This is a genomic window from Tardiphaga robiniae (genome assembly GCF_013359755.1).
Classification (GTDB): Bacteria; Pseudomonadota; Alphaproteobacteria; order Rhizobiales; family Xanthobacteraceae; genus Tardiphaga; species Tardiphaga robiniae.
The window spans coordinates 224,697-243,532 of sequence record NZ_JABMCJ010000090.1; the positions used below are offsets into that span (position 1 = coordinate 224,697).

General features: G+C 63.1%; 17 protein-coding genes. 8 read left to right on the plus strand and 9 right to left on the minus strand.

The annotated features are described in order from the left end of the window. Positions 1-42 precede the first annotated feature (42 nt). A complete protein-coding gene (locus tag HP556_RS20870) occupies positions 43-1,551 on the plus strand; it encodes a hypothetical protein (RefSeq protein WP_175368391.1) in 1,509 nt (502 codons plus the stop codon). A gap of 12 nt (positions 1,552-1,563) precedes the next feature. After that, on the plus strand, positions 1,564-1,722 hold the full coding sequence (locus HP556_RS20875) for a hypothetical protein (RefSeq protein WP_175368392.1): 159 nt from the start codon (positions 1,564-1,566) through the stop codon (positions 1,720-1,722). Positions 1,723-1,793: 71 nt separating this feature from the next. On the opposite strand, the gene HP556_RS20880 is transcribed toward HP556_RS20875, so the two are convergent. The 3 genes from HP556_RS20880 to putA all read right to left on the minus strand — a co-directional run bounded on the left by HP556_RS20880 (position 1,794) and on the right by putA (position 7,064). Further along, the gene (locus tag HP556_RS20880; RefSeq protein WP_175368393.1) at positions 1,794-2,360 is read right to left on the minus strand and encodes a fasciclin domain-containing protein; all 567 of its coding nucleotides are present in this window, start codon (positions 2,358-2,360) and stop codon (positions 1,794-1,796) included. 218 nt (positions 2,361-2,578) lie between these two features. Beyond that, on the minus strand, positions 2,579-3,784 hold the full coding sequence (locus HP556_RS20885) for a CaiB/BaiF CoA transferase family protein (protein ID WP_175368394.1): 1,206 nt from the start codon (positions 3,782-3,784) through the stop codon (positions 2,579-2,581). 277 nt (positions 3,785-4,061) lie between these two features. After that, entirely contained in the window at positions 4,062-7,064 is a 3,003-nt protein-coding gene (gene putA, locus HP556_RS20890; protein WP_175368395.1) for a bifunctional proline dehydrogenase/L-glutamate gamma-semialdehyde dehydrogenase PutA, read from the minus strand. A gap of 112 nt (positions 7,065-7,176) precedes the next feature. Between putA and HP556_RS20895 the strand changes: the two genes are divergently transcribed. Both HP556_RS20895 and HP556_RS20900 read left to right on the plus strand, forming a co-directional pair. Beyond that, positions 7,177-7,641 (plus strand): Lrp/AsnC ligand binding domain-containing protein, encoded by a 465-nt coding sequence (locus HP556_RS20895; protein ID WP_068734214.1) that lies wholly within the window; start codon positions 7,177-7,179, stop codon positions 7,639-7,641. Positions 7,642-7,809: 168 nt separating this feature from the next. Continuing rightward, on the plus strand, positions 7,810-8,379 hold the full coding sequence (locus HP556_RS20900) for a hypothetical protein (protein WP_420878687.1): 570 nt from the start codon (positions 7,810-7,812) through the stop codon (positions 8,377-8,379). A 281-nt stretch (positions 8,380-8,660) separates the two neighbouring features. Here the strand turns inward: HP556_RS20900 and HP556_RS20905 are convergent, their stop codons facing one another. The 3 genes from HP556_RS20905 to HP556_RS20915 form a co-directional block, all read right to left on the minus strand. Beyond that, a complete protein-coding gene (locus HP556_RS20905) occupies positions 8,661-8,861 on the minus strand; it encodes a cold-shock protein (RefSeq protein ID WP_068734210.1) in 201 nt (66 codons plus the stop codon). A gap of 322 nt (positions 8,862-9,183) precedes the next feature. Further along, positions 9,184-9,429 carry a hypothetical protein gene (locus tag HP556_RS20910; protein ID WP_093756722.1) on the minus strand — a complete coding sequence of 82 codons (246 nt, stop codon included), beginning with the start codon at positions 9,427-9,429 and terminating at the stop codon, positions 9,184-9,186. Between the two features lie 166 nt (positions 9,430-9,595). After that, positions 9,596-11,356, minus strand: coding sequence for an adenylate/guanylate cyclase domain-containing protein (locus tag HP556_RS20915; RefSeq protein WP_175368396.1), 1,761 nt, complete (start codon positions 11,354-11,356; stop codon positions 9,596-9,598). A gap of 119 nt (positions 11,357-11,475) precedes the next feature. Here HP556_RS20915 and HP556_RS20920 point away from each other — a divergent pair, with 119 nt between their 5' ends. Further along, the gene (locus tag HP556_RS20920; protein WP_175368397.1) at positions 11,476-13,074 is read left to right on the plus strand and encodes a glycosyltransferase family 39 protein; all 1,599 of its coding nucleotides are present in this window, start codon (positions 11,476-11,478) and stop codon (positions 13,072-13,074) included. On the opposite strand, the gene HP556_RS20925 is transcribed toward HP556_RS20920, so the two are convergent. Next, positions 13,056-13,907: an ArsR/SmtB family transcription factor gene (locus HP556_RS20925; RefSeq protein WP_244628601.1), complete on the minus strand. Its 852-nt coding sequence runs from the start codon at positions 13,905-13,907 to the stop codon at positions 13,056-13,058. The genes HP556_RS20920 and HP556_RS20925 overlap by 19 nt on opposite strands. A 42-nt stretch (positions 13,908-13,949) precedes the next feature. Here HP556_RS20925 and HP556_RS20930 point away from each other — a divergent pair, with 42 nt between their 5' ends. Further along, positions 13,950-14,342 (plus strand): RidA family protein, encoded by a 393-nt coding sequence (locus tag HP556_RS20930; protein ID WP_175368398.1) that lies wholly within the window; start codon positions 13,950-13,952, stop codon positions 14,340-14,342. Between the two features lie 12 nt (positions 14,343-14,354). On the opposite strand, the gene HP556_RS20935 is transcribed toward HP556_RS20930, so the two are convergent. Beyond that, the gene (locus HP556_RS20935; RefSeq protein ID WP_175368399.1) at positions 14,355-15,389 is read right to left on the minus strand and encodes a YcjF family protein; all 1,035 of its coding nucleotides are present in this window, start codon (positions 15,387-15,389) and stop codon (positions 14,355-14,357) included. Further along, positions 15,386-16,849 (minus strand): YcjX family GTP-binding protein, encoded by a 1,464-nt coding sequence (locus HP556_RS20940; protein ID WP_175368400.1) that lies wholly within the window; start codon positions 16,847-16,849, stop codon positions 15,386-15,388. The genes HP556_RS20935 and HP556_RS20940 overlap by 4 nt, the downstream gene beginning before the upstream one ends. A gap of 224 nt (positions 16,850-17,073) precedes the next feature. Between HP556_RS20940 and trhA the strand changes: the two genes are divergently transcribed. Together trhA and HP556_RS20950 are read left to right on the plus strand one after the other, a co-directional pair. Continuing rightward, a complete protein-coding gene (trhA, locus tag HP556_RS20945) occupies positions 17,074-17,772 on the plus strand; it encodes a PAQR family membrane homeostasis protein TrhA (RefSeq protein ID WP_175368401.1) in 699 nt (232 codons plus the stop codon). 83 nt (positions 17,773-17,855) lie between these two features. After that, positions 17,856-18,653 carry an SDR family oxidoreductase gene (locus HP556_RS20950; protein WP_175368402.1) on the plus strand — a complete coding sequence of 266 codons (798 nt, stop codon included), beginning with the start codon at positions 17,856-17,858 and terminating at the stop codon, positions 18,651-18,653. Positions 18,654-18,836 lie beyond the last annotated feature (183 nt).

Sequence of the window (18,836 nt, forward strand, 5' to 3'; positions counted from 1 at the left end):
TGTTTTGGGCTAGCCTCCTGACGTGACGTCTGGGATAGCGCCGTGCGACTTCGCTTGAGCTTCATTGCCGTGCTGCTCTGCCTCGTGGCTCCCGTCGCGCGGGCGGATGAGGGCAATGGTCTCGCCGTCACCGATCCCGGTGTGTTGCGGACACTGGAAACGCACAACACCCACGGTCTCAGCCTCGCGCAGCTGCTAGATCCCGCGCGGACAACGCCGATCCCCAACGACGCGCTGTTTGCTCTGCCTGCGATGACACAAATCCGCGCCGCGCTGGATGATGCCTTTGCGCGCTATCTCGCCGATCATCAAAAGCATCAGCCGCGTGTGAGGATCGGAGTCGGCCCCGGCCACGATGTGCAACTGTTCGACCAGGCGACGCTGACATCGCCGGACGTGCGGTTCGTTCTCGCCGGGATCGTCAATCGCATGGACCGGGCCTATGTCGCGCCGGAGACCTGCGGCGAGATCAGGCTGATCTATCGCCTCACGCGCGCGGCCGCTGGCACAACGCCGCCGCGTCTGCCGATGACGCTCAATCTTGTGCTTCGTGCGAAGGACCTGAACGATGCGTCGGTGACATGCGCGGATCTCGCCGGGCGCTGGCTCGACTCTGCGTCATTCATCGAGACTGGCGCAGCACGCGCAGATCGCTTGCTGAAACCGGATGGTCCGCTTGCGACAATCACAGCCGCGCATGTCGATCGCGTCGAGACCAATCTGCAGATTGTGCATCGACCGAAGTCCGAGACGCAGGAATTCCGCACCGACTATTTGCAGAAGGTGTTTCGCTTCGATGCCACCGTGAAGCAGTTTCGCGAGGCACCCATGGAGAACCAGATCGACCGTGACCGGTTGCTGGCTGATGCGGCGCTCGGTCGCGCGTTTCGCGACTGGCTGCTTGCGCCCGTCAATCTCCTTGCTTTCGATCGCGGTACAGTTTTGATCCCCGAGAAATTCCTTGCGACCACGTCGCTGTCGTCGACACCAGCCGGCTTTGCACCGTCGGCCCTGCAGCCGGAATTCGGGCTGATAGACAGCAAGGGGAAGGGCGTGTTCAGCGAGCGTGACGTCGTCGCCGCGCTGGAGCGGGCAGTGGCGCAGGGCGGCGCCTTGGAGAATATCCGTTCGCCGGCTGGCTTCGCGCGGCGGCTGAACGACATCACCTGCGGTGGTTGCCACCAGATCCGCGGCATCGGTGGCTTCCATTTTCCGGGCGCGGACACGCTGGCAGACCAATCGCAGGGAACGGTTGCCGCATCGCCGCATTTCATCGGTGACCAGCCCCGCCGTCGCGATATCGTCATGGCGATACGCGATGGAAAGGCGCCGGATTTTTCGCGCGGGTTTTCGGATCGTCCGCAGATGCGTGGTAACAATGAACTCGCGGGATCGCCTCTCCTCGATGGCTGGGGTGCGACATGTTATCGACCGAAGCAGAAGGGCGTCGCGGACAAGAGCTTCGCGTCCTGGACCTGTGCCGAAGGTCTCGCCTGTCAGCAGGTTGGCGCGGATGCGTCGTCTGCGATCGGCATGTGTTTTGTGAAATGAAATGAGGGCGCGATGAACGAGACCGACCAAGAGATCAAGGAACGGGATATCGCGATTGCCGAGAACGAGAGCAAGCAGCAGACGACAAGCAGTATCCGCGTCAGCGTCTGGGCGATCGGTGTGGCGGTTCTGCTCGGGCTCGGCTTCTTCGGATGGCTGCTGGCGCGCTAGTCGAAAAATATACCTCTCCCTGCGGACAGGGAGAGGCGAGATGCGTCAATTCGGACTGTGCGTTGGAACGATCAGCCCGGCATCAGCACAGTATTGACGACGTGGATCACGCCGTTCGACTGGTTGACGTTCGGGATCGTCACGGTGGAGGCGCCACCCTTGGCATCGACGATCGTGACCTTGCCGCCCGAACGCTTGACGGTGAGCTGCTCGCCTTCAACAGTCGTCAGCTTCTTGCCATCGGTGAGGTCGGCCGCCGAGAGCCGTCCGGGAACCACATGATAGGTGAGGATCTTGGTGAGGGTCATCTTGTTCTCGGGCTGCACCAGCGTATTGACCGTGCCCTTCGGCAATTTGCCGAATGCGGCATTGGTCGGCGCGAAGACGGTAAACGGGCCGGGGCTGGCCAGCGTATCGACGAGGCCGGCAGCCTTCACGGCGGCGACCAGCGTGGTGTGATCCTTCGAATTCACCGCGTTCTCGACGATGTTCTTCGACGGATACATGGCGGCGCCGCCAACCATGACGGTGTTCTCGCCCTTCATCATCTTGGCAGCAGCAGGCTCAAGGAAGCTCGCCGAAATCATCAGCGTGCTGAAGGCGGCAAATGACAGCAGTGCAATGCGCTTCTTGGACATGGTCGTCTCCCGGTTGATAGTGGCGTCGCCGGCGGGGAATCCGCAGACGTCGTGATCTCGTCGTGCACGACATGGCGAGTGCCTGTTGCGCTAACGAGACCAGCTACGCGTTTTGGGGGAGGCGGTTTCAGGTCGGCCCGTGACCACTTCGTGATCACGGACCGCATCGCAGCATTGAAACTCTTTTGCTGCGGTTTCGTAGTCTGCAGTTTGCGCGGCTATGCTACCGCGCCCGTCGCGCGCAACCGCGCGATATCGGCATCATCGAAGCCGGCGGCGCGCAGGATCTCGTCGCTGTGCTGGCCGATGGACGGCGGCAGATGCGGCTTGCGCTTGGTCTCGCCGCCAATCCAGATAGGGCTGTTGATGGTGAGGATGTCGGTTCCCTCGAACGGGATCAGCACATCGTTGTCCTTCATCTGCTGATCGTTCGGAATATCGTCGAGGATGCCGACAAAGCCGAACACGAGGCCGTTGCCGTCAAGCCGCTGGCGCCAGTCGGCGAGGTCGCGGGTCGCGAACGCCTCGTCGAGGATCTTGATCAGTTCGACCGAGCGCGCATGGCGATCGGGTTTGGTTGCGAAGCGCGGGTCGTCGCGCAGGTCCTCGCGGCCGAGGCATTTGGTGAAGGCCGGCCATTGCCGCTCTTCGGCAAGCAGCGACAGCATGATCCAGCGGCCGTCGCGGCACCTGTAGTGATTGGTGACGGCGTTGAGCGCTTCCTCGCGCGAGCGGCGTTTCTCGAACTTGGCGCCCACCAGCTTGGCCTGTGCCAGCACGCTCGACGACCACACACCATTGGCCATCAGGTTCGATTTCACCTGGCAGCCCTTGCCGGTCTTCTCGCGCTTGTAGAGCGCGGTGACGATGGCGCCATACAGCGCCATAGCACAGGGATGGTCGCCCATGCCGGCGATCGAACGCGCGGGTGTCGTGTCCTCGTCCGCCCGCACCAGATCCATCATGCCGGAGCGCGCCCACCACGCCGTCGAGTCGAAACCTGGCTTGTCGGCTTCCGCGCCCTTGTCGCCATAGCCGGTGAAGCAGGCATAGATCAGCCGCTCGTTCAGCGGCGCGATATCCTCATAGGCAATCTTCAGGCGCTTGCGCACCGGCGGCGGGAAATTGGTGATGAAGACGTCGGCTTCGGCGATGAGCTTGTAGAGCACCGCCTGGCCTTCCGGCTTGGCCAGATCGAGCGCGAGGCTCTTCTTGTTCCGGCTCTCCATCATCCACGCATAGTTGTGTTCGCTCTTGGGATAACCGGGCAGGTTGGGCAGGTTGCGATAGGGATCGCCGGCACCCGGTGGTTCGATCTTGATGACGTCGGCGCCGAAGTCGGACAGCACTGTGGCTGCGGCGGGCGCGGCGATGAAACTCGCGCAGTCCAGCACCTTCAGCCCCTTGAACAGACCGTCTTCCATGCGTCACTCCCGTCGCTTTTGTTCTGCGTGTTGTTCTTGCCGTCTGCCGGAATTTAATTCCATCCGGAATCCGGTGACGCATTTGACCCATCTTCGATGGGTGATGCAACGGCCTCAGCTAACCCTCCCCTGGAGGGGGAGGGTCGCTGCATGCATAGCGCGCAGCGAGGTGGGGTGAAGCAGCAAGCTCCGTCGTTGTGGCTTCACCCCACCCCGTCTCGCAACACGCGTTGCGTGCTGCTCACCGACCCTCCCCTCCAGGGGAGGGTAAGAAGGATCAGTTTTGATCTGTCATCAATGCTGCATTGCCACCCGCGGCGGCGGTGTTGATCGTCACCGTCTGTTCGGTGGCGAAGCGGGCGAGGTAATGCGGGCCGCCGGCCTTTGGGCCGGTGCCGGACAGGCCGAAGCCGCCGAAGGGCTGCACGCCGACCACGGCGCCGATCATGTTGCGGTTCACATAGACATTGCCGACCGGCAGGCGCGCGATCACGCGCTCAACCATATCGTCGATCCGCGAATGCACGCCGAGCGTGAGCCCGAAGCCGGTGTCGGCAATATCCTGCAGCACCTTGTCGAAGCCGGCAGCGCGGTAGCGGACCACATGCAGGATCGGGCCGAACACTTCTTCGGTGAGCTCACGTGCGCTCGCGAGTTCGAAAATATGCGGCGCGACGAAGTTGCCCGCAGGTGCCATGCCCGCAAAGTGCACGCGTGCCTCGATCGTCATGCGCGCAATATGCGCATCCAGCTTCTGCTTCGCTTCGGCATCGATCACCGGGCCGATATGGGTGGAGGCATCCCGGGGATCGCCGAGCTTGAGTTCCCGGGCCGCGCCAACGATCATCTCGATCATGCGGTCGGCGACATCGTCCTGCAGGAGCAGCAGCCGCAACGCCGAGCAACGCTGCCCGGCCGACCGGAACGCCGACATCACCACATCGTCGGCGACCTGTTCCGGCAGCGCAGTGGCATCGACGATCATCGCATTGATGCCGCCGGTCTCGGCGATCAGTGGCACGATCGGGCCATCCTTGGCGGCGATGGTGCGGTTGATGGATCGGGCCACCTCGGTCGAGCCGGTGAACACCACACCGGCGATGGCGGGATGCGCGACGAGCGCCGCCCCGATGCGGCCGTCGCCCTGGATCAGATGCAATGCTGACGTGGGCACACCCGCTTCATGAAGCAGGCGTACGGCCCGTGCGGCGATGCGTGGCGTTTGTTCGGCCGGCTTGGCGACAACCGTGTTGCCCGCCATCAGCGCGGCGCTGACCTGGCCGAGAAAGATCGCCAGCGGAAAATTCCACGGCGAGATGGCGACGAAGACGCCACGGCCGCGCAGGCTCAACACGTTGCTCTCGCCGGTGGGCCCGGGCATCACCTCGCCCTCGCCGAATTGCTTGCGGCCCTGCGTGGCGTAGTAACGGCAGAAGTCGATGGCTTCGCGGACCTCCGACAGCGCATCATCAAGCGTCTTGCCGCCTTCCTGTTGCAGCAATGCGATGAAGGACGCGCGGCGCTGTTCCAGACGATCGGCGGCGTTGTCGAGGATCGCCGCGCGTTCATGTGCTGGGGTGTGGCTCCATGACGCAAAGCCTGCGCGCGCTGCCGTCACCGCGGCATTTGCCTGCTCGGCATTGGCATCAACGACCTCGTCCATGTCTGGCTTGCTGGCCGCAATCTCGGCCAGCAATTCATCCAATGCGGCGCGTTCGCCAAATTCGATGCCGTGTGAATTGGTCCGCTCTGGTCGATAGAGATCGGCCGGCAAAGGGATCTTCGGATGGTGCGCACCATTCGAAGAGCCGATGATCGCGGCAGGCCGCTTAAGCAGCGTCGCGATCGGCACGGCGTCATCCGCGGCGATCGCCACGAAAGATGAGTTCGCGCCATTCTCCAGCAGCCGTCGCACCAGATAGGCCAGCAGATCGCGATGGCTGCCGACCGGCGCATAGGTGCGCCAGCGGATCGCGGGATGATCCTTGCCGAGTTGCTCGTAAAGCGCGTCGCCCATGCCGTGCAGGCGCTGGAATTCGTAGCCGCCGCTGGTGCCAGCCAGTTCGAGGATGGTCGCGACGGTGAGCGCATTGTGAGTGGCGAATTGCGGAAAGATGCGTGGCCGTAAAGCCAGCAGCTTCTGTGCGCAGGCGATGTAGTTGAGGTCGGTCATCGCCTTGCGCGTGAACACCGGATAGCCGGCGAGCCCGCGTTCCTGCGCGCGCTTGATCTCGGTGTCCCAATAGGCGCCCTTGACGAGCCGCACCATCATCTTGCGATCGTGACGGCGCGCCAGCGCGTCGATGTGATCGATCACATCCGCGCAGCGCTTCTGATAGGCCTGGATCGCAAGCCCGAATCCGTCCCATCCCGCCAGCGACGGATCGGCAAAGGCCGCATCGATGACATCGAGCGAGAGTTCGAGCCGGTCGGCTTCTTCGGCATCGACGGTGAAATTGAGGTCATAGCTCTTCGCTTGCTGCGCCAGCACGATCAGGCGCGGCACGAGTTCATGCATCACGCGCTGATGGCTCACCGCCTCATAGCGCGGATGCAATGCCGAGAGTTTGACCGAAATACCCGGCCGGTCGGGCAGCGGGTTGTTGCCCGCGGCGTGGCCGATGGCCGAGATGGCCGATGCATAGGAGTCGAAATAGCGCTGCGCGTCGTCCTTGGTGCGCGCGCCTTCGCCGAGCATGTCGAAGGAATAGCGCGCCGGACGCTCGGACGGTGCACGCGCGCGGGCCAGCGCTGCATCGATGGTTTCGCCGAGCACGAAGTGGCTGCCCATCAGCCGCATCGCCTGCCGCGTCGCCGTGCGCACCGCAGGCAGGCCGATCCGCTTCGCCAGCCGGCCCAGCGTGCCCGTCGGCGTCTCGCCCGGCTGAATCGCCCGCTGCGAGATGCCGAGCGCCCATGCGGAGGCGTTGACCAGAAACGCGCTGGATCTGGTCTCGTGATGGATGAAGTCGCCCTGGCCGAGCTTGTCCTCGATGAAGGCGTCGGCGGTCCGCGCGTCCGGTACACGCAGCAGCGCCTCCGCCAGCACCATCAGCGCAAGGCCCTCTTTGGTGGAGAGCGCATATTCCCGCAACATGTCCTCGACACCGCCGAAACGGTCGTCCTTGGCGCGGATCGCGTCGATCAGGCGCGTCGCCGTTGCGTCGATCTGTGCGTCCTGGGCGGGCGTCATGGCCGCGCCGGCCAGAAGCCCGGCGGCGATGGCCGCATCATCCGGTGCATAGGGAGCGGCGAAGGGAGGCATGAAATCGGGCGGCATAGGCGTTTCCTCGGATATCCTGCAAGCCTAATCCCGGTCTGTCCGTAGTTCGATAGGAAATATCGGAATTTTACCTTAGATAATCCGGAAATGATCGTGCTATACACCCGGTATGAGCGATATCGACAAGATTGACCGGAAAATCCTCGCCGTCCTGCAGGCTGACGGCCGAATCGCCAATGTCGAGCTGGCCGAGAAGGTCGGCCTGTCCCCGACCTCGATCGGCGAGCGGCTGAAGCGGCTGCAGCGCGACGGCTATATCGAGGGCTATGGCGCGCGGCTCAATCCGCAGATGCTTGGCCTTGGCCTCCTCGTGTTCGTCGAAGTTCTGCTCGACAAGACCACGCCCGATGTATTCGAGCGCTTCGCCCGCGCCGTGCGGCTCGCGCCGGAAGTGCTGGAGTGCCACATGGTGGCCGGCGGTTTCGATTATCTGGTGAAGGCGCGCGTTGCCGACATGAGCGCCTATCGCCGTTTTCTCGGCGAAAGTCTGCTGGCACTTCCCGGCGTGCGCGAGAGCCGTACTTACGCCGTCATGGAAGAAGTGAAGCGCGACGCACCGCTGCCGGTGGGATAGCGAGCCGGGATAATGCCGCCGTTGCCTTGGCAGTCCGAGAACGCTGCGTTAGGTTTCCGCGCGTTTCTCTCGGAGCAAATCATGCGGGCAGGCTACTTCAATCTTCGTGTCGCCGATTTTCGTATTCTGATGGCGGCAGCTGTCATCGCAGTGACCGGCCTGTTCTCGATGTCGCATGCGCGCGCGATCGAAATGTCCCGCGAGGTCAGCGATCTCTACACGTCGGTGTCGATCTACCCGCCATCCGCCGGTTCCATGACCATCTGCTACGGCTTCGTCTGCCGGCGTCGCCACGCCTTCGATTTCACCTCTGCTGACAGGGCCGCGCTCACCAAGCTTCTCGCCGCGGGCAAGGGGGCGGCCGCGGCGGAACGCGCTGCCGTGCAGAAGGCGGTGGTGTGGTGGGACCGCCGCGTCGGCCCGGTGCTCGGCACCGACAAGCGGATCGCCAATGCGGATTTCCGTTATTTCGACGACAAGCACAATTTCGATTGCTGGGACACGACGCGCAACGTCACCAGCCTGCTGCTGATCATCCAGGACTGGGGTTTGCTGAAGCATCACACGGTGGGCAATCCGCGCTATCGCGGCAATGCGCTGGTGTTGCAGACGCCGCACAATACCGCCGTGCTGCTGGACCGCGCGACAGGCACCGAATGGGTCGTCGACATGTGGACGCGCGGCTATGCACAGCTGCCGGACGTCAAGCCGGCCGATCAGTGGGTCAAGGAAAACTGAAGCAGGGAATGGAGCGCCGTCGCGTCGCTGAGGCGTGCGTCACGTCAACTGGCGGCTCTAAGGAGCGGACCTTACAAAGATCTCAGCTCGGGTTTTTGGAGTTAGGCTAGAGCGCACACCGCGGATCGAATTAGCGCAATCCTGCGTGAAACTGATTGCGTTGCAGGAGAGGTGCCCCTTTGGAGGAAACCGCTCGTGCCGAATGCGCTCTACATTGTTGAGGCGTGATCTGGAAAACTTCGGGGAAGCAGCCGGATCACACTGGTATCAAACCAGATGTATCAGACCTTGAGGTTCTCAGCCGAGGTCTTGCCGCGGTTGGCAACTTCCTCGAATTCAACGGTCTGTCCTTCGTTCAGTGTCGAAAGGCCAGCCTTCTCAACTGCCGAAATATGAACGAACACGTCCTTGCCGCCATTCGCCGGCTGGATGAATCCATAACCCTTCGTCGGGTTGAACCACTTCACAGTGCCTTTAGTCATCACGTCGTCTCCGCGGGATCAAAATCGATAACGAACTGCCGGTCCCCGCAAACCGGCATATCCGACATGCGCACGTTACCCGCGGATTGCCAAGCTTGATAGCTCAAACGGCGTGCAGAAATCGTCCAAACCGACCGTTATCTGTCCAATTTGCCGGGATTCGTCGCTATTCAGGATGTTTCCGACGCGGCGGAAGGTCGCAAAAGTAGAGTGCCGGGTTCGGTCGCAATACGACCATGCGTTGTCGCCTGCACGCGGGTGATATCGCTGCAATGCAAAACCCCGGCCAAGGTGGCCGGGGTTCGCAGCCCTCATGCGAGGATTAGTAGCAGACGTTAACCGTGCGCCAGCGCAGGCCGTAGGGCGTCATCACGCGGCGGCTCACATAGCATCCACCGCCGCCACCGACATAGCCAATGCCGAAAGTGGGGCCGTAGAAGCCGCCGCCATGGAAGTGGTGGTGATGGCCATGCCAGCCCCAGCCATGGGCCGATGCGGCGGACGGCGTCAGCGCCATCGCGCCGAGGGAAGCTGCTGCAACGAATGCGAGTGCGAGTTTGCGAAACATGGTCGTTCTCCTTCAGTGATGCGCGAAGCGCTGGTTGCGGGATCTGTCTGTTCGATCCATCGCAAATTCGTCGCATCGATTTCGGAGCGGGTTCGAAGAAATTCTGTAGGAATTTTCTGAATGCTTGTTCAGGCGGGCAAAGCATGCGCGCCCTGCAGGAACAGCGTTAAAGCGCGGAAACCATGTCGCTGGTAACGAGAGACGAAAGCAACTTCGCATCTGTGATCGTGCGGACATTCATCGGCGCGGCGCGACCGCGGATCGCGACGTCCTGTTGTGGCAGCGCGTCACCCGCGAGGCCTGCAGTGGTGCTTACTTCTTCGGAGATGATGACTTCGCAAGCGAGGCTCTTGGTCATGTCCTGCAGGCGTGCAGCGACATTGACCGCATCGCCGAGTGCGGTGAACACCATGTGGTCGCGATAGCCGATATCGCCGACGATGACTTCGCCGCCGTGAATGCCGATGCCGAAACGCAGCGGCTGCGGCAGGTCATGGGCGAGGGCGCGATTGAGTTCCTCGATATTCTCGGCAATGAGCCGTGCAGCCTGCAGGGCCTGACGACACGCGGTCTGCGGATCGCAGGCGAGGCCGAACAGCGCCAGCTCGCCGTCGCCGATGAACTGGTTGGGCTTGCCGCCGCTTGCGATCACAGCTCGCGAGACGGCGTCGAGAAAGCGGTTGACGATGAACACGGTGTCGTAAGGCAGCCGCTTCTCGGCGAGCATGGTGGAGCCGCGCATGTCGACGAACATGCAGACGAGATAACGCTCCTGGCCGATCCGCGCCGGCTGCGATGCGTGCGCATTCGCGCTGGTCACTTGCGGAGCGAACAGTTGAACGAAGGCCACATCAGTTGTCGGCCGCAACTGGCAGGCCAGCCGGACCGCGGGATCTGCAGCGCCGCCGATCCTGCTCAGCACGAAGGCTTCGCGCGCGGAAGGTGCCGGCAATGTCTCGACACCGCTGGTGACGCGAATGCGGCAGGTCGAACAGCGCGCGCGTCCGCCGCAGACGCTGGCATGCGGCACGCGATGACGTAGGCTCGCTTCCAGCACGCTGAGGCCGAGAGGGACGCGCAGCTTGCGACCGTCGCTATAGGAGAGATTGATCATGCCGGCGCGGCGTTCGACGACCATGCGGATGGCACGGGCCGCGAGCACGATACCAAGCAGCGCGAGATAGCCGATCAGGAGATCGTCGGTGATGTCGCCCAGTGTCTGCTGCTGTGGAGCGGTGCCCATCCGGTCCGGGCCGAAATTCTCGGCCTGCCATTGCGGCGATGCCAGCTTGGCCTCGACCTCACGCTTGCCCTGGAAGATACCAAGCAGCGCCAGTGTCGGGATCAGCACGGCAGCCGACAGAAGATAGGGCGCCAGGCTCCTGAAGTGTGCTTTCAGCCGCAGCCAGAAATACAATCCGATACACCCGTGTAGCCAGGAGACGACCACCACGAGATACATCGACCACGTCTTCGCGGGCGAGGTGATCCAGCCATAGAACACCTGGGGATAGCTGCGATTGATGTCGTACAGGTTTTCGCCCAGGCGGACGGCGACCACATGGCCGACGATGAGTGCGGGAATGCTGAGCCCGAGCACCAGTTGCAGCGGCTCGACGGCTCGCCAGCGGAATTGCCGGCGTTCGAACAGCGCCCAGACGCCGAGCACGCCATGGATCGTCACCGCCGAATAGAAGGTCACCGCGACCGGAAAAAACTGCCAGAAGCCGGCATGAATCACGACGCCGGTCTGCAACGCGTCGAGCGAGATATTGCCAAGCGCGTGATTCAGAAAATGGCTGAGCAGATAGGTGAACAGCACCAGTCCGCAGACCAGCCTGACCTGGCGCAGCCCGATGCCGCGCCACCACGCGGTGGCGGGGGTGGCCCCGGGCGGCCTGCTGGCTGTCTTGAACGTCGCGTCCATGGCGAAACCCTACGGCGAGACGCGCTCCGATGCCATCCGGAGCGGCCTCCGGACAGACCTTATCCAGCAGTAAAGTCAACAAGTTGACAGCATGGCGAAGTCCGCCGAAAAGCTCGGCGATGACGTCTTTCCCCGACCCTTACCTCGATCGGAATGTCTCCCGCCGCGCCTTTTGGGTGATCGGTGCATTGCTGGTCGCGCTGACCGCGATGCGGCTGGTCTATGCCGGGCTGTTTGATCTGCGCACCGACGAGGCCTATTACTGGACCTGGTCGAAGGAAAACGTGCTGTCATTCCTCGATCATCCGCCGATGATCTCATGGTTCATCCGTGCGGGCACGCTGATCTTCGGCGACACCAATTTCGGCGCGCGTTTCGCCGGTATCGTGGCGATGGCGGTGACGCAATTGCTGCTCGCCGACATCGTTCGCCGCGTCACGCAGGATCTGCGTGCGGTGCTGCTGGCGGTGCTGATGTCGGAAGCGGCGCTGTATTACGGATTGCTGATGGCCAAGGTCGCGCCGGATGTCGCGTTGATCCCGTTCGCCATGGCGATGCTGTGGTCGCTGCTGCGGCTTGCCGAAAGCCATGACGGGCGCTGGTGGCTCGCGGCCGGCGTCTTCGGCGGTCTCGCGCTGCTGTCGAAACTCACCGTGGTGATGTTCGTGCCCGGCATTCTCGCTTTCATGCTGGTGCCGGAATGGCGCGGGCGCTGGCTGCGCAGCCCGTATCCATGGCTGGCCGTGCTGATCGCACTGGCGATCTCGTCGCCGGTCCTGATCTGGAATGCCGGTCATGACTGGGCATCGTTCAGGTTCCAGTTCATCCGAGCCACCACGAACAACGAAGTGTCGCTGCGCACGCTCGGCGATTTTCTCGGCCTGCAGTTCGGTCAGGTCGGCTTCATCCTGATGCCGGTGATCCTCTCCGCGGTCGTCGTCACGGCATGGCGTGGCTATCGCCGCCGCGAACCGGTCGCGATCCTGCTCGCCACCTGCGTATTGGTGCCGTTCTTTTTCTTTGCATGGAAGTCGCTGACCCTGCGTGTCGGCGATACCTGGCCGATGTTCCTGTGGCCCGCCGGCATCGGCGCAGCGGCGATCAACCTGACGAAGCTCGCGGGCGACGGCTGGTCGCCGCGCATGGTGCGTGCCTCCTATGGCTGGAGCATCGCCGCCATCGCCACCGGCATTCCGCTGGTGGTGCTGGTCTTCCTCTACAGCGTGGCCGCGCCGTGGAACCTGATCGGCAAGAACGATCCGCTCGGCGGCGAGGGCGGCTATCAGGCGCTGGCCGACCGCGCATTGGCTGAGATGAAGACCACCGGCGCCACCTGGATCGCGACAACCGACTACCGCACCTATGCGATGCTGCGCTGGCATCTGAAGGACAAGGTCCCGGTGGTGCAGGTCAATGAGCGCGCCAGATTTATCGGCTTCCGCGATCCCGGCATGGACAGAATTAAGGGGCACAACGGACTTTACATCGCGCAGACCGCGGACAATCAGCGCCCGCTGCTGGCGACGACGAGTGCAGTGCTCACGCCTGTCACCAAAGTCGATACCATCTGGCGCGGCACGGCCATGAAGCACTATGCGATCGACAAGCTCACCGGCTGGACGCCTGACCTGACGCCGAAGCCCGATACGCCGTTCTATCGCTGGCCGGCGCTGGCGGAGATGACTGTGCCGTCACGCATTCAGCTGGCAGCGCGCTGAGGACTCTCTCCCGGTTGACGAGGCGGAAGTAGGCCGCGATTGGTGCATGCGACGTCCAGGTCGACACCAAATATGTCTTTCAATTCAACCTTGCCGGCATCCGTTACTTTAAAGGCGCGAGTCGCGCCCGTTCGCGCAACCCATCCGAGTTCCAGAAACCGCCGTTGCAGCTCGGCGCCGACCAACCCACCCACATGATAGCGCCGCTCGCTCCAGTCCAGGCAGGCCCGGCAGAAGATGCGCTTGCTGCGGCGGTCGGTTTCAAGCCTGGCTCCGAAGTCGCAGAGGAAGCGGTGGCCTGCGTCGGTAAGCACCCCGCCATCTGCGCTCAGATGCATGTAGTCTCGTTCGATCAGCGCGTCCGCGACTGCAACGCCCAACCGTCCGGCCATGTGATCGTAGCAACTGCGCGCAAGGCATAACGCTTCATCGCGGGCGGAGCGCGGTCGATGCCTCGGTGGCATTTCCAGGGCCGCGACGGCGATCATACTTTCCAGCATCTGGGCCACGAGCGGTGATGTGATCCGATAGTAACGAAACCGCCCGCTCGGTGTCACCGATATCAATCGCGCGTTGAGCAGCCGAACCAGATGTTCGCTCGCAGTGGGGCGGGATATCCGCGCCTGAAACGCCAGCTCGGTTGCCGTGAGCGCCTGACCTCCCATGAGTGCCGCAAGCATGGTCGCGCGCGCAGTGTCACCAACCAGCGCTGCGACTTCGACCATGTTTGCGGAGGCGACCATATCCCAGCGTAGCGGCTCGCCGGATAATTCGCCACTCCCGTCGGTTCGGCCGGCGCCGAACCAATTGGCCCATCCGGAGCCGCCGCCCATGCGATCATGTGCCGGGAATTGATTGCACCGGGAGGCAAATACATGGAAGCGCAATTCGTCCGCGTCGAACCGTTCTCATCCTATTTCGCGGCACGAAAGGTTCCTGTCGCGCCGGCCGTGCGCTATGGCGATCTCGTCTATGTCTCGCAATTGCCGCCCTATGATCCCGAGACCGGTGAAATCAAGCGCTTCCCGCTGGAGCGGCAGATCGAGATTGTCCTCGATCAGATGGCGCAGTGCCTTACGGCTGCGGGTTCATCGATCGGCAGGGTGATCAAGTGCAATGTCTATTGCACGGGGGCCGATCAGTTCGAAACCATCAATCGGGTTTATGCGCGTTACTTCTCAGGCGAGCCGCCGGCACGCGGCTTTTTCATCGTTGCGGGATGGCATGGCCCGTTCGACGTCGAGGTCGACTGCGTGGCAGCGGTTTAGAAGTAGCGCGGATTAGGTATTCTCTTCCCCATCCCGCTTGCGCAGCAGATCCTTCGCGAGATCGCCAAGCTGCGGGCGTGGCAGCGCCGTGAATGGCAATGGACGTGTCACGTCGATCGCAGCAAGCCCGAGCCTTGCGGTGAGCAATCCATTGAGCACGCCTTCGCCGAGCCGCTGCGAGAGTTTCGCGGCGATGCCGTGGCCGAGCACCTGCTGGATCATGCTGTCGCTGGCGGCCATACCGCCGGTGATGGCGAGATGGCTGATGGCATGGCGCATCAGCGTGATCATCCCGAGAGTCCCCGGGCGGCCGCCATAGAGTTTTGCGAGTTGGCGCACCAGCCGGATCGCCGCGGCGGCGACGAACAGCACATCGACCACCGCGCGCGGGCTGACGGCGGTCACCACCGAGACGCGCTGCGCGGCGACCGAGACGAGGCGGCGGGCTTCGATGTCGAGCGGGCTCATCAATTCACGTTCGGCCACGCGAATGAGATCGGCACCGTCGATGATATCGTCGGCATGGCCTTGCAGGGCCGTGCGCGCGCGGGCGAGGCGCGGATTGGTATGTGCGAGCTTCAGCAGGTCGGCCAGCACAGCGCGGCTCTCGGCATGGTCGTCGCTGGCGATCACGGCCAGCGCGCGGGCATGCAGCTTCTCGATGGTGGCGAGCCGCATCAGGCTGAGCGCCTCGCGTGTGATGATGGCGATCAGCGCGATGCTGACCAGCGCGGCGAAGCCGAGGCCGAGAAAACCGAGGCCGTCATTGATGGCGAACAGGTCGCGGACCAACTGCGTGACGCCGAGACCCGTGCCGAGCAGCACGAGGCCGCCGAGTCCGGTCCAGAACAGCGTGCCCCAGCGGAAGCCCGATCGTACGGGTCGTAGCGGCTCGTCGAGGACGACGGGCATCGCCATCGGATCGGCTTCGGGCGTGATGCGGATAGTGCCGCGTTTGAGGTGGCCGGCGTCCTCGTCGGCATCCATGACGGTGACGTGGGGATCGTCGAGCCGGAACGTGGCCGGGCGGCGCGTACGGTCGGTCATTGCAGCCTGTCTCCGATCAGGAACTGGAGCGCGCGGTCGAGGCGGATGTGAGGCAGCGCCGGCTCCTCGCCGCCGTCGCGGGTGAGCAGCGGCGGGCGGAAGCGCAGGAAGCGATAGTCGGCCTTGTCGGCGGCATCTGTCGAGAGGCCCTTGAAAGAACCGCCGGCGAACAAACCATCGAGATCGGTCGGCAGATCGCCGGGAAAGGTCGCGACTTCGGTCTCGCCGTCGAAGGTCTCGCCATTGGCGACCTCGCCGGCGGCCGGCGTGCCCAATATCGACGGCAGCTTGTCACGGCCGCGTTGCACCAGCGCTTCCTTGGTGGCGCGCACGGCGGCGATGGCGACGACATCGACCGATGCACCGGCAAGCTCCGAGCGCGATACCGCCTTGGTCACGGTGCGCCGGAGCACATCCTCCAGCCGGTCGTGGCTGAGATGATGCAGATGATCGGCCTTGGTCGCCGCAAACAGGATGCGATCGACGCGCGGCCGAAACAGCGTGCTGAGGATCGTGCTGCGGCCGATGCGGAAACAATCGAGGATGCCGGCGAGGGCGGCTTCGAGATCGTGGAGTGCTTCGGGTCCCGCGTTGAAGGCAGAGAGCGCATCGACGAGTACGATTTGCCGATCCAGCCGCGAGAAGTGATCGCGAAAGAACGGGCGGACGACGACGTCCTTGTAGGCCTCATAGCGTCGCTTCATCATCGCCCACAGCGAACCATCCGGTGCACTGCCATCGCTGGCGACGTCGAGCGGCGCAAAGGTGAGCGCCGGCGAGCCCGCGAGATTGCCGGGCATCAGGAAGCGGCCCGGCGGCAGCAGGCTCATGGCAAAGCGTTCGTCGCGGCAGGCGCGCAGATAGTCGGTGAAGAGTTTTGCTGCGATCAGCGTCGCCTGCTCGTTCTCCGGTGCATTGGGATCGAGCGTGGCAAGATGCGCGTGAAACGCCGCAGCCAGCGCCGCGCGCGGTCCCTGCCGCGATAGCGCAAGGCTCTCCGCGGACCATTCCTCATAGCTCTTGCTGAGCAGCGGCAGATCCAGCAGCCATTCGCCGGGATAGTCGACGATGTCGAGGGTCAGCGTGCGGTCGGCGCCGCTCGTGCGCTGATAGTCGATGACCAGACGCAGCTCGCTGATATCGGTGGTGGAGTTCGGCCAGCGGCGGTCGTCGATCAGCGTGCGCAGATGCTCTTCATAGGCGAACCGGGGAACGGCATCGTCGGGCTGCGGCGCGAGACGCGCCTTGGCGATGCGTCCGGTGGCGAGCGACTCGAAGACGGGAAAGCGTCCGCCGCGCGTCAGGCCATGCACCAGCGCGGTAATGAAGACCGTCTTGCCGGCGCGCGACAGGCCTGTGACCCCAAGCCGCACCGTGGGATTGAACAGACCATCGCCATAATCGAGCAATGCGCGCGCGGACAGCCGTGCTTCTTCGACGAGTTCGGACAGGCTGGGCATCGTGCGGGAAAGCTCATCATGGTGAATGGTGCGCGGGTGTTGGTCTGCCTCTAAAAATGGCGATTGTCTGACTGAAATCAAGTTCGTCACGAAAGCGTCGTTACTTCGTCGTTTGGCTTTCGTTGACGATCTCCAGCCTATGATCTATCGCTGATTTCAGGGGAAGTCACAGGCGGGCTTACGGGGCAAGCTCACCGCATCGCACCGGCCGGGTTGACGCCACCATGACCGTTTTCCGATTCAAAGAACTGACCAGTAATTCCGCTCACATGGTGGCCGGCGCGATCCGCTGGAATTACGACCGTGCCGAACTGATCGCCGACGGCATCGTTCACGGTCTCGGCGTGTTCTCCGGCCTGATCGCCGCCACTGTCCTCATCGTGCTCGCTGCCGTTTTCGCCACCGCCTATGAAGTGGTGACCGTCTCGGTCTATTCCGTGGGCCTGCTGGCCATGTTGGTGCTGTCGGCCATCTATAATATGTGGCCGGTGTCGCCGCGAAAATGGTTCCTGCGCCGCCTCGATCACTCCGCGATCTACTTGCTGATCGCGGCGACCTACACGCCGTTCTTCGCGCAGATCGCCAACACACGGCTCGCGATCTCGCTGCTGGCCGGCGTGTGGAGCGTCGCCATCACCGGCATCGTCATCAAGCTGGTTTATCCCGGCCGTTTCGATCGCCTTGCGGTCGTGCTCTATCTCGCCATGGGCTGGAGCGGATTGATGGCCTATGACGCCGTGTTCACGCCGCTGCCGCCGCTCACCATGTGGTTCGTCGCTGCCGGGGGCACGCTGTATACGCTGGGCGTCGTATTCCACGCTTGGCAGCGGCTGCGTTTCCAGAACGCCATCTGGCACGCATTTGTCCTGCTCGGCGCCGCATGCCACTATACGGCCGTGCTCGACATGGTGCTGAGCACCTAGAGCATGATCCCGAAAAGTGGGTACCGGTTTTCGGATCAGACCATGCTCTAATAAGAAACAAAAACAAACAAAGGGAGTGCGGCATGCGGGTAGACGGCAAGGTCGTCGTCGTGACCGGTGGCGCCAATGGCATTGGCCAGGCGCTATGCGAGACATTTCATAAAGCGGGTTCTGCGAAAGTCGTCGTCGTCGATCTCGACGGCGAGCGCGCGACAGCCGTTGCAGAGTCCATCGGCGGCGCCGCATTCCGATGCGATGTCGGCAAGGAAAAAGACATTCAGCATGTGATCGAACTGACCGAACGGCATTACGGGCCGATCGCTTTGTTCTGTTCCAATGCCGGCATTGGCGGCGGCTTCGATCCCATGAGCCCGAATGCCGGTGGCACGTCGGATGAACCATGGGCGAAGAGCTGGGCGATTCATGTGATGGCGCATGTCTATGCTGCCAGGCATCTGATCCCGCTCTACAAGGCACGTGGCGGCGGCTACTTCCTCAACACGATCTCGGCAGCCGGTCTGCTGTCGCAGGTCGGTAGCCCGGCTTATTCGACCACCAAACATGCCGCAGTGGGGTTCGCCGAAAATCTCGCGATCTCCCACCGGGCAGACAACATCAAGGTCTCGATCCTGTGCCCGCAGGGCGTCGATACCAACATGCTGAAGAACATTCCGAAGGGCCCGCAATCCAATGACGGCAATCTGTCGCCGGAGCAGGTGGCGCAGGATGCGCTGGCGGGGATCGAGGCGGAGACGTTCCTGATCCTGCCGCACAAGCAGGTCATCGACTACATGCGCAAGAAGACCGAAAACTACGATCGCTGGATCGGCGGCATGGCCAAGATCCAGGCGAAGATGCGGGAGACGTTTGGGACGAAGTGAGGGGAGGCGGGCCTTCCTGAACCTCGCCCCGCATTTGCGGGGAGAGGTCGGCGCGCAGCGCCGGGTGAGGGGCATGGCACGCGGCCAGCCACACAAAAGCCCTCTCGGATCTCTCTGAATGATGCCGTGTGGTTCAAGGAATTTCGCGACCCGAGAGACTGGCGCTGTGGCGAATGTCGCGCG